General features: G+C 63.9%; 16 protein-coding genes. 8 read left to right on the top strand and 8 right to left on the bottom strand.

The window, feature by feature from the left end:
* Positions 1–617: 617 nt before the first annotated feature.
* Positions 618–1,412, bottom strand: a complete 795-nt coding sequence (locus EWE75_RS22435) for an arginyltransferase (protein ID WP_130160300.1) — start codon at positions 1,410–1,412, stop codon at positions 618–620.
* 136 nt (positions 1,413–1,548) lie between these two features.
* Complete coding sequence (locus EWE75_RS22430; protein ID WP_130160299.1) at positions 1,549–2,802, bottom strand: threonine ammonia-lyase; 1,254 nt, start codon at positions 2,800–2,802, stop codon at positions 1,549–1,551.
* Between the two features lie 89 nt (positions 2,803–2,891).
* Here EWE75_RS22430 and EWE75_RS22425 point away from each other — a divergent pair, with 89 nt between their 5' ends.
* The 5 genes from EWE75_RS22425 (at position 2,892) to EWE75_RS22405 (ending at position 8,548) form a co-directional block, all read left to right on the top strand.
* Positions 2,892–4,547: an amidohydrolase gene (locus EWE75_RS22425; protein WP_130160298.1), complete on the top strand. Its 1,656-nt coding sequence runs from the start codon at positions 2,892–2,894 to the stop codon at positions 4,545–4,547.
* A gap of 115 nt (positions 4,548–4,662) precedes the next feature.
* Positions 4,663–5,196, top strand: a complete 534-nt coding sequence (locus tag EWE75_RS22420; protein ID WP_206364850.1) for an alpha/beta fold hydrolase — start codon at positions 4,663–4,665, stop codon at positions 5,194–5,196.
* A 477-nt stretch (positions 5,197–5,673) separates the two neighbouring features.
* Complete coding sequence (locus tag EWE75_RS22415) at positions 5,674–6,477, top strand: transferrin-binding protein-like solute binding protein (protein ID WP_165388494.1); 804 nt, start codon at positions 5,674–5,676, stop codon at positions 6,475–6,477.
* 2 nt (positions 6,478–6,479) lie between these two features.
* Positions 6,480–7,778: a surface lipoprotein assembly modifier gene (locus EWE75_RS22410; protein ID WP_130160296.1), complete on the top strand. Its 1,299-nt coding sequence runs from the start codon at positions 6,480–6,482 to the stop codon at positions 7,776–7,778.
* Positions 7,779–8,146: 368 nt separating this feature from the next.
* The gene (locus tag EWE75_RS22405; RefSeq protein ID WP_231708520.1) at positions 8,147–8,548 is read left to right on the top strand and encodes a helix-turn-helix domain-containing protein; all 402 of its coding nucleotides are present in this window, start codon (positions 8,147–8,149) and stop codon (positions 8,546–8,548) included.
* A 225-nt stretch (positions 8,549–8,773) separates the two neighbouring features.
* Here the strand turns inward: EWE75_RS22405 and EWE75_RS22400 are convergent, their stop codons facing one another.
* The 5 genes from EWE75_RS22400 to EWE75_RS22380 form a co-directional block, all read right to left on the bottom strand.
* Positions 8,774–8,944: a type II toxin-antitoxin system RelE/ParE family toxin gene (locus EWE75_RS22400; protein WP_231708519.1), complete on the bottom strand. Its 171-nt coding sequence runs from the start codon at positions 8,942–8,944 to the stop codon at positions 8,774–8,776.
* Entirely contained in the window at positions 8,941–9,195 is a 255-nt protein-coding gene (locus tag EWE75_RS22395) for an antitoxin of toxin-antitoxin stability system (protein ID WP_427915813.1), read from the bottom strand. Before EWE75_RS22395 ends, EWE75_RS22400 begins: the two co-directional genes overlap by 4 nt.
* A 165-nt stretch (positions 9,196–9,360) precedes the next feature.
* Positions 9,361–10,062 carry a response regulator transcription factor CtrA gene (gene ctrA / locus EWE75_RS22390; RefSeq protein WP_130160295.1) on the bottom strand — a complete coding sequence of 234 codons (702 nt, stop codon included), beginning with the start codon at positions 10,060–10,062 and terminating at the stop codon, positions 9,361–9,363.
* Positions 10,063–10,199: 137 nt separating this feature from the next.
* Positions 10,200–11,240, bottom strand: a complete 1,041-nt coding sequence (locus EWE75_RS22385) for an AI-2E family transporter (protein ID WP_130160294.1) — start codon at positions 11,238–11,240, stop codon at positions 10,200–10,202.
* Positions 11,237–12,145, bottom strand: a complete 909-nt coding sequence (locus EWE75_RS22380) for a LysR family transcriptional regulator (RefSeq protein WP_130160293.1) — start codon at positions 12,143–12,145, stop codon at positions 11,237–11,239. The genes EWE75_RS22385 and EWE75_RS22380 overlap by 4 nt, the downstream gene beginning before the upstream one ends.
* A 217-nt stretch (positions 12,146–12,362) precedes the next feature.
* Between EWE75_RS22380 and EWE75_RS22375 the strand changes: the two genes are divergently transcribed.
* The 3 genes from EWE75_RS22375 (at position 12,363) to EWE75_RS22365 (ending at position 14,846) form a co-directional block, all read left to right on the top strand.
* Positions 12,363–13,061 carry a pirin family protein gene (locus tag EWE75_RS22375; protein ID WP_130160292.1) on the top strand — a complete coding sequence of 233 codons (699 nt, stop codon included), beginning with the start codon at positions 12,363–12,365 and terminating at the stop codon, positions 13,059–13,061.
* Positions 13,062–13,193: 132 nt separating this feature from the next.
* Entirely contained in the window at positions 13,194–13,796 is a 603-nt protein-coding gene (wrbA, locus tag EWE75_RS22370; RefSeq protein WP_130160291.1) for an NAD(P)H:quinone oxidoreductase, read from the top strand.
* A 207-nt stretch (positions 13,797–14,003) separates the two neighbouring features.
* A complete protein-coding gene (locus EWE75_RS22365) occupies positions 14,004–14,846 on the top strand; it encodes a hypothetical protein (RefSeq protein ID WP_130160290.1) in 843 nt (280 codons plus the stop codon).
* Positions 14,847–14,874: 28 nt separating this feature from the next.
* Here EWE75_RS22365 and EWE75_RS25345 read toward each other — a convergent pair.
* Positions 14,875–15,135, bottom strand: a 261-nt coding sequence (locus EWE75_RS25345; protein ID WP_206364849.1) for a hypothetical protein, incomplete at its 5' end; no start/stop codon positions are given.

Below are 15,135 nucleotides of genomic sequence, written 5' to 3'. Positions count from 1 at the left end.
ACTACCTCGACATCGGGTACGACGTAAGGAAGCGGTCGATCACAATCGCGAGATGTCACGGAGTAGGCTGACCGTACATTCTTCGAATTCCCTCGTGTAAGCGGCCTGACGGCCATCGCCCAGTTGCAGACATTCCCGCACTTGGGTAACGTGCCACCATGCCGATAGTAGAAGCCTTTGACCACGAAGACGCCTTGGAACCGCTATTCACGACTGAGTTTGAGTTCCTGCCCCGCATTGGCGAATATCTTTCAATCGACACTCCACCCGGTTATTTCAAATACTACCATGTTGTTGAAATCTGGCACCGGCAGGACACAAAGGGTGGCGCTTTCCGCGCTTGCATACGCCTTGAAGAGAGGGACTGACGAACGTCCGCTCCCCACCATTTCCCGCCCAAAGGCCGCTGCGGTTGGACCTGTCCTACACGCGGCGCCGATGCCATATTCCGCGGCACGCTCTTTGACAGTGTCAGCACCAACCGTATGGCCCCCTTCGCGGCTTGTGAGGGGCGTATCCGCCTGTCAGGCACATCCAAAAGTGACACGCCCGCACGGTGCCTCCGGTGGACAACCTTTGTTACTTCCAGTCGGTCACCCGACGCCGATCGGCAGCCGTTACGCGATCTCGTCGGCGAGCATCGTGTAATGCTGCGCCGGGGGATGGTAGGTCGCGTCTTCGTCGACGAGCAGCGCCCAGCCTTTCGGGCCGAGCGCTTCGATCGGGCGATAGCGCGTCTTGTACGCCATCCGCGCCGAGCCTTTCACCCAATAGCCGAGATAGACATAGGCCAGTCCCGCCGCCCGCGCGCGCAGGATATGGTCCATGATGATCATGCTGCCGAAGCCCGGCCGCGCGCCGGCATCGGCATCGAAGAAGCTGTAGATCATCGACAGGCCATCGGCCTGCTGGTCGGTGAGGCAGGCGCCGATCAGCTTGCCCGGCGTGCCGTTCGTTGCCGCTTCGCGATATTCGATGACGAAGCTGTTGACTGGCGAATGCTCGACCATGTCGGCATAATCCTGCTCGTCCATCTCGGCCATGCCGCCGCCCGGGTGGCGTGCGCCGAGATAGCGGCGCAGCAGGTCGAACTGCTCCTCGGTCGCCCAGGGGCGGCAGACCGCCACGTCGAGATCGGCGTTGCGGCGGATCTGCTTGCGTTGCGTGGCGTTGGGCACGAATTCGGAGGCGATCACCCGCACCGAAACGCACGCCGAACAGCCCGCGCAACTCGGTCGATACGCGACCGACTGGCTGCGCCGGAAGCCGATCCGCCCAAGCGCGTCGTTGAGATCGCCGGCATGCGGCCCGCGCAATTCGGTGAAGACCTTCCGTTCGTGGCGGCCGGGCAGATACGGGCACGGCGAGGGGCTGGTGACGAAGAATCGGGGAAAACGAAAAGGCGCACTCACCGCCGGATGGTCCTTTCACGGCCGCTGCAGATGCAGCGCCTGACGCTCTTATGAATCGCTCCGCGCGTGATGAAAAGCGGCTTTACCATCAAAGAGCGTTAACGCGGCTCAGCTTACCACGCGCCTGATCCGTTCGTCAGCCGAGCTCGACCGCGCTCACCTCATACCCCTCGGTGCGGAGCGCCGCCTTAAGCCGTTCGAGATGCGCGAGGTCGCGCGTTTCGCACTCGACGTCGAGGCTCAGGCCCTTGGCGGGGAGGTTGGTGAAGATGCGCTGGTGCGCGAGTTCGAGGATGTTGACGCGTTCCTGCTCGAAGATCCGCGCGACGCCATAGAGCGCGCCGGGCTGGTCGCGCAGCACGATGCGGAGCCGCGCCAGCCGCCCCGAGCGGGCGAGATCGCGCAGCAGCACGTTGGCGAGCAGCCGCGTGTCGATGTTGCCACCGCACAGGATGATGCCGACGGTGCGCCCACGGAACCGCTCGGGATGCTGGAGCAGCGCGGCGAGGCCGGCAGCGCCGGCACCCTCGACCACGGTCTTCTCGATCTGGAGGAGCAGGCTGACCGCGCTTTCGAGGCTGCGCTCGCTCACCAGCACGATGTCATCGACCAGGGCTCGCACGATGCCCGAGGTAATCGTGCCCGGCTCCTTGACCGCGATGCCCTCAGCCAAAGTATCGCCCGCGCACGGCATATCAGTGCCGTGAATGCGGTTGTACATCGAGGGGAACAGCTCGGCCTGAACGCCGACCACTTCGATCGGCGCGCCGCCGCGTTCGGCGCTGGTCGCGCGCGCGACGGTCGATACGCCCGAGATCAGCCCGCCGCCGCCGATCGGCACGATCAGCGTATCGAGCGCGGGCACGTCGGCGAGCATCTCGATCGCGACGGTGCCCTGGCCGGCGATCACGCGCGCGTCGTCGAACGGATGCACGAAGGTGTAGCCGCGCTCGGCTTCCAGCTCACGGGCATGGGCATACGCCGCGTCGAAGGTCTGGCCGAACAGCACGACGTTGGCGCCGTGGCTTTCGGTCTGCATCACCTTCACGGTCGGCGTTGTGGTCGGCATCACGATCGTCGCGGGGATGCCGAGCCGGCTGGCGTGATAGGCGACGCCCTGCGCATGGTTGCCCGCCGACGCGGCGATCACGCCCATCGCGTTCGGGCCGAGCTGGAGCAAAGTGTTGAGCGCACCGCGTTCCTTATAGGCGGCGGTGAACTGGAGATTCTCGAACTTGAGATAGACGGTCGCGCCGGTCAGGGTCGAGAGCGTGCGGCTGATGAAGGTCGGCGTGCGGACGATGGCGTCGGCGATGCGGGCATGCGCGGCGCGCACATCCTCGATCGTGACGGGGAGGGTTTCCGTGTCCAACTTCGCGTGCGTCGCCATGATTGTTTCCGTGCGCGGCCAGGGTGCGACCGAGCGCGCGCCCTAGACCATCTGGCGCAACGAAGGAACACGCCTTATCGCGGGCGACCATGCGTTCGCTCATCCCCTTCGTCGCGCTTGTCGCGCTCGCCACGCCCGCCTTCGCCGATGCGCTGGTCGACAACGTCAACGGCATGACGCTCGACAAGGACGGGCGGGTCGTCCGCTTCAACGCCGTGCTCATCAGTCCTGAGGGCAAAGTCGTGAAGCTGCTGCAGGCGAACGACAAACGGCCCGAGCGGCTCGACTGGCGCGCCGACGAGAAGGGCAAGGTGCTGCTGCCCGGCTTCGTCGACGCGCACGGCCATGTCATGAGCCTCGGCTTTCGGGCGCTCGAACTCGATCTGTCCGACACGCATTCGCTTGACGAGGCGAAGGCGAAGATCGCCGCGTATGCCGCCGCCAATCCCGAGCGGAAGTGGATCGTCGGCGGCGGTTGGAATCAGGAAGCGTGGGGGCTGGGGCGCTTCCCGACGGCTGCCGATCTCGACGGCGTCGTTTCCGACCGGCCGGTGTGGCTGTCGCGGGTCGATGGGCATGCGGGCTGGGCGAACAGCGCGGCGATGAAGGCGGCGGGCGTTACCGCCAAGAGCGTCTCCCCGGCTGGCGGGCGGATCGAGAAGACCGGCGCAGGCGCGAAGCTGGGGCCGAGCGGCGTGTTCGTCGATGCCGCGCAAGCCCTGGTCGAGAAGGTCGTGCCGCAGCCGCTGCCCAAGGAACTCGATGCCGCGTTCCTGCGCGCGCAGGAGACGTTGCTGAGCTACGGTATCACCGCCACGGCGGACATGGGGACGAGCCTCGACGCGTGGCTGTCGTACCGGCGATTGGGTGATCTCGGCGCGCTTCGCGTGCGGATCATGAGCTATGCGAGCGGGGTCGAGACCGCGATCCGCATCGGCGGGACCGGGCCGACGCCGTGGCTGTACGCCGACAAGCTCCACATGGGCGGCGTCAAGCTGTTCGCGGACGGCGCGCTCGGCTCGCGGGGCGCGTGGCTCAAGGCGCCGTATAGCGATGCGCCGGGCCAGTCTGGCGCGGGCTTCATGAGCGACGACGTGATCCGCAACCTGATGAGCCGCGCCGCGATGGACGGCTATCAGGTCGCGGTCCATGCGATCGGCGACAAGGCCAATGCGCAGGTGCTCGACGCGATCGAGGAGATGGCGCAGACCTACAAGGGCGATCGCCGCTGGCGGGTTGAGCATGCGCAGATCGTCGATCCGGTCGATCTGCCGCGCTTCGGCAAATACGGCACGATCGCCTCGATGCAGCCGGTCCACCAGACCAGCGACCGCGCGATGGCCGAGGCGCGGCTCGGGCCGGCGCGGCTGGCCGGGGCGTATGCGTGGAAATCGATGCTGGCGAACGGCGCGACGCTCGCGTTCGGCACCGATTATCCGGTCGAAAGCCCCGATCCGTTCGCGGGCTGGGCGGCGGCGTTCACGCGGCAGGGGGCGGATGGCCAGCCCCCCGGCGGGTGGCAGCCGCAGGAGGTGATCTCCCGCGAGGCGGCATGGCGGGCCTATACGATGGACGCGGCCTATGCGGGCTTCGCCGAGGCGAAATTCGGGCGGCTCGCACCGGGGCAGCGCGCCGACTTCATCATCGTCGACCGCGACCCGCTGCTCGCCTCGCCCGCCGACCTGCGCGCGACCAAGGTGCAGCAGACCTGGGTGGGCGGCGAGAAGGTGTGGGTGCGCAAGTAGCGGCGCAAAAGCGGCTAAGGTTGCCTATGCTGCGCACGGTCGGGAAACGTGAGGGTTGGTTTCACGATTGCCACGATTGAGACTGCGGAATGCGCGGTTTGCCAAGGCGCCGACGATGGGAAAGAGCGGCCGCGACCATGCCAGCGCGGGCGCGTGTAGGACAGCGATCGTGACACGGGACCGCAGGCGCGCGTCAGGCGGCCGCCATGTCCGGCGGGGCAGACCGTCGCGGCGTGCGAAGCTCGCCGGGCCGGTGTTCCTGCCCGGCACCAGCCAGGGATCGATCGCGGCGATGAACGGCGCGGCGCACGCGCCCGCCGGCAGCATAGCCGGGGTGGTGCTGACCGAGTCCGTATCGGTGATGGGCGGGAGCGGCGAAACGGTGTTCGACGCCAGCCCCGAGCGGGTGCGCGTCCCCGCGCTGATCGTCGCCAACCGCGACGACCGCTGCGACGTCGCGCCGCCGGGGGCTGCGCCGAAGATCGCCGCCGCGATGACGGCGAGCCGCGACGTGCGCGTGCTGATGGTGGCGGGCGGGGTGACGCGATCGGCCAAGGACTGCGGCTCGCTGACGCCGCATGGCTATTATGGGATCGAGGACGTGGTGGTGGGGAAGATCAGCGGGTGGATGGAGGCGAATGGCGGGTGATGGGGGTGTGCGGGCATAACGGATCGGTAGGTGGAGGATAAGTGGATGCTCTCAGTCGAAAGTCGTCAAGGGGCTTTTGAGATCGGTGCCAGCGCCCGATTGTGTTGAAAGACGCTGCGAGCGGGCAAACCAGTCTGGATGCAGGTAACGTTGTTACGCAAAGTTTTCCGCTTTTGCTTATGTCAGCAGCAAGCAGGCCTTCGAGTTATCCAGATTTGAATTCCATATTCGCTGTAGAATCGTCGGCGTCGCTGACATCGCCTCAGGCCGCAATGCGGATCGCCGCAGTCTCCATAAACGCGTGGTTTACATACTTGTAGCGATCGATATCGTGGAAATCTGGAATCGGGGGAATATATGCGTCGAACTGTCGCTCTATGGGCGTTGCCTTCAACAGTAATGCTATCTGCGTGTGGCGGGTCCGGCAGTGGCGTCAGCTCGACACCGGCCCCACCCCCGGCGCAGGTCAACAGTTCGGTGGCATCGCTCCAGTTCAGCGACACGTTTTCCTTCTCGCCTGCGGGTGTGATTCAATATACCGCCGCGCGTTCGACCGGTGCCGCGACTGCGCGTGCGCAAGGACCTTCGACGACCGACGCAGCCCAGGTGCGCTACGACGCCAGTGCAGGTTCCTACACTTTGAGCGGCTTGGTCGTGCCCCAAGTCGCCTTCGGCTCGGTCGATAAGGTCGCAGCCTCGACGAACGCGACGGTCACCGCCTACCAGAAGACCACCGGCACTCGCCAGGACAACCTCGCATTGTTCAATGCCGGCAGCGGCAATCCGGTATTGGCGCTGACCTATGTCAGCTACGGTGCTCAGCAAAGTATCACTGACCGAGGCAGCTCGCTCGACGTGGACACCGCCTTCTTCACTTTTGGAATCGCGACTGCGTTGTCGGACATGCCGCGTACCGGCACGGCAAGCTACCGGACCAATTTGGATGGTCAGTTTGCGGATGCGTCGGGCGTCTACGCGCTCGGGGGCGCCAGCAGCTTGACGGCAGATTTTGCCGCCGCGACTGTCGCGTTTTCCATGACGCCGATCGGTACGAACGTGGTGAACGGTGGCGCCAAGACCTTTGGCACTCAAAATATCAACGCTGCTATCCGGTCAGGTACAAACCGTTTTAATGGCGACAGCTCTACGAACGCTGAGGGTTATCGCGGCGCGCTTTCCGGTGCCTTCTATGGCCCGCAGGCAGTCGAAGTGGGTGGCGCGTTTTCAATTGTCGGTCATGACGGATTCGGCACCGGCGCAGTCGTCGGGCGCAAGAACTAGGCGTGCTTGTTCCCGCCGGGTTCGCCTCGGCGAGCCAAGCGGTGACGCAGTGCAGTGAGCAGCCCTGCGTCACCGGCCTTTCGGCGCAAGCTTTGTTCGCGATTGCCGCAGATCACCTCGCCGCACGCCGGACCGCCGAGGCGATCACAATTCTTCGCGCTCTCGCCGGCGATCCGAACAGCGATTACCGTGCCGAAGCGCGGTTTCGCCTAGCGCAACTCTACGAGCGCCTTGGCGATCGTGCGGCGGCAATTGGCTTCTATCGCGCGATCCTCGCGGAGAAGCCCAATGCAAACCGCGTACGACTCGATCTTGCCCGGCTTCTGGCACTGACAGGCGATGAGGCAGGGGCGCGGCGCGAACTACGCACGGCCGGCGCCGTCGGCCTGCCCGACGACGTGGCCCGCGTCGTTGACCAATTTGCGACCGCGCTGCGGTCGCGCCGGCGGGTCGGCGTCACCTTCGAAGTCGCGATCGCGCCCGACAGCAACATCAATGCCTCGACCAGCCGTAACACGATCGAGACCGTGATTGACGATCTGCCGCTTAGCCCCTCCGCGCAGGCGCGCTCGGGTATCGGATTGGCGCTGTCGGGGCAGGGGTTTTGGCGCGCAGCGTTTGGCAAGCAGACTTGGCTCACGCGACTCAGCGGACGCGCGGATATCTATGGCAAGCGCCGCTTTCACGACGTCTCGGCTTCTCTCGCCTCGGGGCCGGAATACCAGCTCGGGCGTATACGCGTACGACCGGCAGCCTTGGTGACGCGCCGTTGGTACGGCGGCGAGCTTTATTCCAAAGGTTATGGCGGGACGCTCAACCTGTTGCGGCCAATCAACCGAACCGCGCAACTGGAATTAGAGACGACGATTGCCGCCAATGCCTTTCGCGTCCATCAGCAGGACGGCACTTTCTACGATGCCAGCTTCGCTTTGGACAAAGCATTCAATTCACGCATCAGCGGCCGTATCGGCGCACGCATCAACCGGCAGAACGCCAGCGATCCTGGCTATGCACTGACCACCGGCGGCCTCGACTTGCTCGCAGCTCGGCGGATCGGGCGAAGCACCGTGTTCGCGCAGCTCAACGGATCGCGCACCGTGGCCGATGCGCGCCTGCAACTGTTTCGTGAGGCGCGCCGCGACTGGCGGTTGGACGCGACTGCGGGCGTGCTGCTGGGTCGCTGGCGCTTCCAGGATCTGTCTCCCGTGATCCGGGTCACTCGATCGGAAAGCCGATCGAACATCGGACTCTACGATTTTGTGCGTACCCGCATCGAGTTCGCGCTTTCCCGCGAGTTCTAGTTGCTGCCTGCGACGGCGGAAAGGTGAGTAACGATGGCTCCGGTCGCGCGCGATTCAGCGCTTATGCCTCGAACTGCTGTGACTGCCGAGTCCACCTGTTTCGCTCGGGACGACTCCTTCTCCGGTTAGTTTAACAAGAGCTGTATTGAGGTGAATAGCTACGACGTCGCAATTCAACTCATCCGCAAGCATTAGCGCGTCCCGGATTAAGACACAAAGGCGATGTTTTTCACTGCATTTCCCGATTTGTGACGGATTATTCATGATATTCACCTCACATCGTCTGAGTGCAAACATACAATGGCTAAAATATAGAAAAATGGGTCGCTTGTTAAGGGTTCAGTCGTTTTTTGCAAAAGGTATAATAAATGCAAACGGAAAATGAACTCTCGGGCGATTCTATTAACAATTCGTCTGTTGTGATTGGTGAAGAGATAGACGAAGAATTAATTTCTTTGGCTAGGAGGAAATATTCTTTAAGGCGAAGACGAAATAAAATTCTTTTTGACGTTTCTGATCTTTTTCACGAACCAGCGTGGGATATACTGCTAGATCTTTTCATAGCTTCAGAGACTAATGCACATATATCTGTTTCAAGTGCGTGTATTGCTTCTGGAGTTCCTCCAACAACAGCCCTCCGTGCCATTTCTGTCATGGAAAAGAGAGGCATTATTACGGCTGGAAGTGACCCCTTTGACGCACGGCGACGTTACGTGTCGCTGTCCGACGACATGCGAAAGCAAATGAGGGCATTGCTAAGTCATTGGTAGTTTTACACTTGCTACGAAACTCATCGGTGGAACCTTATTTGGATGAAATAAGCGACACGTCGGCAGTGACCGCGACGGGCGCCCGTATTCGCTTTTGATGGGCGTGCCCGTTCCAGTGCTGCTTGGCAGTGGGTGGGTTAGCCTGGTGGCCATCGGCGTGCTGTGTGGAGCAAGACGAGAATCCAGACCGTATCGCCCATAATCTCATAGGCGACCCAATAGCTGTTATGCGGGGTCAGTTCGCGGGTGTCGGGGGCTTGGGGGAGTCAGCCAATCCGGCGACCGCAGCGCTGAGCGCTGATCGATCCGCAACGCCGCATCGGGGGCGCGCACCGCCAGATAGTCCCAGATCGCCGTGCGGTCCTGCTCGGCTTCCGGTGTCCATCGGACCTTCACGCGCGGTCAGATATCCCGGCGCGGCGCGGGGCGAAATCGGCCTCGACCGCTTCGTTTGAACGGCCATGTCCGTCATCGACGGAGAGACGCGCGGCTTCGACCTTGCGGTGCAGGAAGATGCTGTGTGCGCTTTGCGCCTGCTGGCGTTGGACGAACTCGCGCATCAGTTCGCGTACCACTTGCGATGCCGGGCGGTGGCTCGCCTCGGCAGCGGCCATGAACTCGGCGCGAAGATCGGGTTCGAGCTTCATGGTGAACACGGCGGCTTTCTACATACATCCTCGCGGCTGGTGATGACGTCGTATATACCATCGCCGCGACGCCAACACCATCCACCCTCCAAACACGAAAGCGGCCGCGACGCCCCCCGGCATCGCGGCCCCCTTTACGGTCGCCAATCTCGCCGACGCACCGCGTCAGGCGACGGCGGTCGCTTCCACCTCGTCGGTCTCGCGCAGCACATAGCCGCGGCCCCAGACGGTTTCGATGTAATTGTCGCCGTCGCAGGCGAGGCTGAGCTTCTTGCGGAGCTTGCAGATGAAGACGTCGATGATCTTCAGCTCGGGCTCGTCCATGCCGCCGTAGAGGTGGTTGAGGAACATTTCCTTGGTGAGCGTGGTGCCCTTGCGCAGCGAGAGCAGCTCAAGCATCGCATATTCCTTGCCGGTCAGGTGGACGCGGCTGCCATCGACTTCGACGGTCTTGGCGTCGAGGTTGACGGCGAGCTTGCCGGTGCGGATCACCGACTGGCTGTGGCCCTTCGAGCGGCGCACGACGGCGTGGATGCGGGCGGTGAGTTCCTCGCGGTGGAACGGCTTGGTGACGTAATCATCGGCGCCGAAGCCGAAGCCGCGCACTTTCGAATCCATCTCGTTGATGCCGCTGAGGATCAGCACAGGGGTCTGGATACGGGCCGCGCGGACCTTCTTGAGCACATCATACCCGTTCATGTCGGGCAGGTTGAGATCGAGCAGGATGATATCGTAATCATACAGCTTGGCGAGATCGACGCCTTCTTCACCAAGATCGGTGGTGTAGACGTTGAAGCCTTCGGCCGAGAGCATCAAGTCGATCGCCTTGGCGGTGGTCGGCTCGTCTTCAATCAGTAGCACGCGCATCTGGCAGTTCCCCTGTCGTTCGCGGCCCGATCGCCCCCTTCGGCGCGGTGCACTCAGACGGTTACAGTAACCTCAATATATGTGAACGCAAAAGGTTAATTTTGCGCTAACCGGCCTGACTCCACGAGTCGCGGCGGTTACTCCCCGGGGGAATCGACATCCTCGCCAAGCATCTCGCGCAGATACAGGCTGCGGACGAGCGTGAAGATCACCACCAGCAAGGCGGCGGAGAAGAACAGCCCGAACAGGCCGAACACCATGCCGATGCCGATGATCGCGAACACCGTGATCGCCGGCGGGATGGCGATGACTCGGCTCTGCACCCAGGGGGTGAGGAAATTGGTCTGGACGAGGCGGACGGCAGCATAGGTGACGAGCGTGCCGACCAGCGGGCCGGTGCCGACCGTCGCGCCGAGCCCGAGCGCGGGCAGCATCGCCGCGGTCGGCCCGATATAGGGGACGAATTCGCTCAAGCCAGCGAGCAGCCCGAGCGCCGCCCAAGACGGCACGCCCGACAGCCACAGCCCGAACGCGACGAGCAGCCCCATCGTCGTCATCAGGATCAGTTCGGCGCGAAGCCACAGCCGCAGGTTGATCCCGACATCGTCGATCGCGTCGGCGATGGCGGGGCGGATGCCGCGCGGGATCAGCAGCAGCGCGCCGCGTTTGTAGACGCCGGGGTCGGCGGCGAAAAACAACGCGCCGATCAGCAGCAACAGGCAGTTGAGGATGAGCTCGCCACCACCCGTCACCAGCCCGCCGATGTCGCGCGCGACGCGCGATCCGGCGAAGGCGGCCTGCACCGCGTCGACGATCTTGGCGCCGACCGGGCTTTGCGACGCCCATGCGCCGAGCTGATCGAGCAGCGACGGCAGCCGCACCACCAAAGCGTTGACCTGCGCGCCGAACTGGATGCCGAACAGCCAGACGAGGAAGCCGATCGCGGCGAGGATCGTCACGATGGCGAGGCCGAGCGCGGGGCGGCGCGGGAGGTGCAGCCGCTCGGTGTAGAGATCGGCGAAGGCGTGGATCACGATCGCGCCGAGGATCGAGCCGAACGCGAGGATCAGCAGGTCGCCGGCTTTCCACAGAGCGGCGACGACCGCGACGATCAGGATGAGGAGCATGACCCGGCGGATGAACCGCGTGTCGTCTGCGTCGGGGCGGAGGCGGTTCATGGTGTCGCGGTAACGCAGAGATTGCGGAAGCGCTCCGTGAGGAAGGCGATCAGTGTTTCGACGCGCGCCGGGCGCAGGTTGCTGGGCGGGGTCATCAGGTGAAGCGCGATCGGCGGGGCGGACCAGTCGGGGAGGATCGCCTCGAGCGTGCCGCGCGCGAGATCGTCGCCGACGATGAAATCGGGGAGCAGCGCGATGCCGAGCCCGGCGCGCAACACGGGGAGCATCGCGTCGCCGCTGTTCGATCGCATCGGGCCGCTCGGCCGCAGCGCCGCTTCCTCGCCATGCGCGTTGGTGAAGCGCCACGGGCCGGAGACGTTGGTGTAGGCGAAACAGGCATGTTCGCCGAGTTGCGCCGGGTGAGTCGGGCGGCCGCGCCGGTCCAGATAGGCGGGCGCGGCGACGACGAAGGTGCGGATCGGGCCGAGCCGGCGTGCCCTGAGCGAGCTGTCGGGCAGGTTGGCGATGCGCAGCGCGACGTCGATCCCCTCGGCGACGATGTCGACCTTGGTGTCGGAGAGCTGGAGGTCGATCTCGATGCCGGGATGGTCGGTAAGGAAATCGGCGAGCATCGGCGCGAGCTGGACCATGCCGAGCGTGGTCGGCGCGGTCATGCGGATCAGCCCGGCGGGGGCGGTGGCGGCGTCGTGCGCGGCTTCCTCGGCGGCCTGCGCGTCGGCGAGGATGCGGCGGGCGTGTTCGGCAAGCGCGGTGCCGCTTTCGGTGAGGGTTAGCCGGCGCGAGGTGCGGTGGAACAGCGACTGGCCGAGCCGCGCTTCCAGTCGGGTGATCGCCTTGGAGACGGTCGCCTTGGAGGTGCCGATCGCATCGGCGGCGGCGCTGAACGAGCGATGCTCGACCACGCTCGCGAAGATCGCCCAGGCTTCGAGATCGGGCAGGCGCATGGCTCTCTCTTCTCCCCTCCTTGGCAGGGAGGGGCTGGGGGTGGTCGGCTTGGGGCTGTCGGACCGTACCCTAACGGGCCAACCCACCCCCGACCCCTCCCTTGCAGGGAGGGGAGGAATGCTTACCGCTGGAAACGATCGGTTTCCAGTGTTTCCATTTACGTGCTGATCGGAATCCCTATCTTGGCGTTCACACAATCCCTCGGGAGCAACCGCCATGATCGAGAAACGATCGTTCGAGAGCCTTGGCCATGCCGATCACGGCTGGCTCAACGCGCGCCACCATTTTTCCTTCGCTGATTATTACGATCCCGCCCGGATGGGCTGGGGCGCGATCCGGGTGTGGAACGATGACGAGATCGCCGGCGGCAGCGGTTTTCCGCCGCATCCGCACCGCGACATGGAGATCATCACCTACGTTCGCACCGGCGCGATCACGCATCAGGATTCGATGGGCAACCAGGGCCGCACCGGCGCCGGCGACGTGCAGGTGATGAGTGCTGGCACCGGCGTGCGCCATGCCGAATATAATCTGGAGACCGAGAAGACGACGCTGTTCCAGATATGGATCGAACCGACCCGCAAGGGCGGATCGCCGAGCTGGGGCGCCAAGCCGTTCCCCAAGGGCGATCGCAGCGGCCAGTTCGTCACGCTCGCCAGCGGCTTCGCCGAGGATGCGGGCGCGTTGCCGATCCGCGCCGATGCCCGTCTGCTCGCCGCCACGCTGACGGCGGGCGAGACGATCACCCACGCGGTTGGCGCCGGGCGGCATGCGTATTTGGTGCCGGCGACCGGCGCGGTGGAGATTGCGGGCGTGCGATACGATGCGCGCGACGGCATCGCGATCGGCGGCGGCGAGACGGTCGCGATCACCGCGATCGCCGATACTGAACTGGTGCTGGTCGATTCGGAATAAAGTTTCTCCCCTCCCGCGTGCGGGAGGAGCGGGGGAGGGCCTGTCCAACCTCACCCCGGTAGTGTTTCAGGACATGCCCTCCCCCAGCCCCTCCCGCATGCGGGAGGGGAGCCAAGAAGAAGGAACCTACTCATGGCTAAAGTTCTCGTGCTCTATTATTCGTCCTACGGCCACATCGAGCAGATGGCCGATGCCGTCGCCGAAGGTGCGCGCTCGGCCGGGGCCGAGGTCGATATCCGCCGCGTTGCCGAGACCGCGCCGCAGGCGGTGATCGAAGCGGCGCATTTCAAGACCGATACCGCGCATCCCGTCATCGAGAATGTCGACAAGCTCGCCGACTATGACGCGATCGTGATCGGCGCGCCGACTCGCTTCGGCCGCATGCCGAGCCAGATGGCGGCGTTCCTCGATACCGCCGGCGGGCTGTGGTTCCGGGGTGCGCTCAACGGCAAGGTCGGTGGTGCGTTCACCTCGACCGCGAGCCAGCACGGCGGGCAGGAGACCACCCTGTTCTCGATCATCACCAACCTGCTCCACTTCGGCATGACGATCGTCGGGCTCGACTATGGCTTCCAGGGCATGGTCGGCGTGAAGGAAGTGCATGGCGGCACGCCCTATGGCGCGAGCACGCTCGCCGATGGCGACGGCAGCCGCCAGCCGAGCACCGTCGATCTCGACGGCGCGCGCTATCAGGGCAAGCGGATCGCCGAGACGGCGGCCAAGCTGTTCGGCTGATGGGATACTCCCTCCGCCCGATGTGGGCGGGGGGAGGCCACCCCCATCGGCGCCCACCTGGCGTTCGCGCGGACTGCTTGGCGATACGCCGCTGGATTTGGCGGGAATTACGTGTTTGGCGTAAGGGGGCAACGCTCACGCTGGGCAGGCATCGGAACTGACGGCAGCCGAGCGGCCATCCTTTGGTTTCAGGTACAGGTGTTCTCGATGAAAATGTGGCTGACAGGTGGGATCGTCGCGGCTGCGTTCGCCTTTGCGAGCGCGACGCAGGCCGCGCCTGAACGCAGATCTGGCAGCGCATCGGGATCCCTCACGAGCGAACAGTTTTACGCGGGCAAGGAAGGGGCTTGGGTGCTGATGCACAAGCCTTTCAATGACGGCTACAGTTGCTCGGTAAATTTCATCACCCCTACCAACAATTTTGCCATCGTCGGTCCAGTCGACGCGGACACGGCGCGCAATGGCCGCGGCATGATCTGGTTCACGGGCAAGTCCGTTCCGGTCAGCGGGCAGGCACGTTCGGTTCGGATCGCAGTGTCCGGCAACAATCCGTACCCGTCGGTTCCTGCTCAGCACATGAGCTTGCCCGGACAGGGCGGGGCGTTGATCGTCGCCGCAGATCTCCGGTTAACGCTGAAAGACAAGCGCGACGGTAATATGATCGGCGTTCAGTTGCAGGGCCGCGAAGTGTTCCGCTCGAACGTCGTTCGATTGCAGGAGGCATATCGCACGCTCGAACGCTGTATGAATGGATCACAAAAGATCACGAAAGCGCCCATAGAGAAACCTCCGACGACTCCGCAACAACAATTGACGATGCCTGACGATGAACTCGCAATATATTACGACATCGCGCCTGATGACCCCCAGAGAGCTCTTAAACTTTCTGGCGCGCGCCAAATGATTCGCAACTATCTGTATCAAAGCAAAACGCTCAAGGCGCCACCGGAAAGAGTGTATTCAGACGCGCCTGTGATAACCAACCAGAGACAAGAGCAAAGAATGTGTTCTTATAACAATGGTCAGGTCGGCTATCTTGCCCCGTGCTGATGTTGTTGTGTCCGAACACTCCCTGCCTTTACGGGCGATCGGCAGACATTCCGCTTAGCAGCGTGCCGGCGATGTGATCCAGCCGACCGTCCGCCGTTTTGAGCCGCTTGAGCAGCCCGACATCGGACAATGTGCGATATCGCATCAAGCCGCCCACGCCGCTTATACCAAGTCTCGATGATCGTGACTCGCAAGGGCTTGCCAGCGGCGGTAAGCTTTGATTCAAGATGGCAAACGGACTGGAGTTTGCCATGCCTATCGCACTTCGCACCGACTTCGACGCTTCTGC

The organism is Sphingomonas populi (genome assembly GCF_004208535.1).
GTDB lineage: Bacteria > Pseudomonadota > Alphaproteobacteria > Sphingomonadales > Sphingomonadaceae > Sphingomonas > Sphingomonas populi.
This window is presented reverse-complemented; position numbering and strand designations above follow the sequence as displayed.

What these genes read in the sequence shown, in the direction of transcription:
- EWE75_RS22430 (WP_130160299.1), bottom strand. Translation starts at nt 2,802, where the DNA reads ATGGCGACGCACGCGAAGTTGGACACGGAAACCCTCCCCGTCACGATC.
- EWE75_RS22425 (WP_130160298.1), top strand. Translation starts at nt 2,892, where the DNA reads ATGCGTTCGCTCATCCCCTTCGTCGCGCTTGTCGCGCTCGCCACGCCC.
- EWE75_RS22420 (WP_206364850.1), top strand. Translation starts at nt 4,663, where the DNA reads ATGGGAAAGAGCGGCCGCGACCATGCCAGCGCGGGCGCGTGTAGGACA.
- EWE75_RS22405 (WP_231708520.1), top strand. Translation starts at nt 8,147, where the DNA reads ATGCAAACGGAAAATGAACTCTCGGGCGATTCTATTAACAATTCGTCT.
- EWE75_RS22395 (WP_427915813.1), bottom strand. Translation starts at nt 9,195, where the DNA reads ATGAAGCTCGAACCCGATCTTCGCGCCGAGTTCATGGCCGCTGCCGAG.
- ctrA (WP_130160295.1), bottom strand. Translation starts at nt 10,062, where the DNA reads ATGCGCGTGCTACTGATTGAAGACGAGCCGACCACCGCCAAGGCGATC.
- EWE75_RS22385 (WP_130160294.1), bottom strand. Translation starts at nt 11,240, where the DNA reads ATGAACCGCCTCCGCCCCGACGCAGACGACACGCGGTTCATCCGCCGG.
- EWE75_RS22380 (WP_130160293.1), bottom strand. Translation starts at nt 12,145, where the DNA reads ATGCGCCTGCCCGATCTCGAAGCCTGGGCGATCTTCGCGAGCGTGGTC.
- EWE75_RS22375 (WP_130160292.1), top strand. Translation starts at nt 12,363, where the DNA reads ATGATCGAGAAACGATCGTTCGAGAGCCTTGGCCATGCCGATCACGGC.
- wrbA (WP_130160291.1), top strand. Translation starts at nt 13,194, where the DNA reads ATGGCTAAAGTTCTCGTGCTCTATTATTCGTCCTACGGCCACATCGAG.
- EWE75_RS22365 (WP_130160290.1), top strand. Translation starts at nt 14,004, where the DNA reads ATGAAAATGTGGCTGACAGGTGGGATCGTCGCGGCTGCGTTCGCCTTT.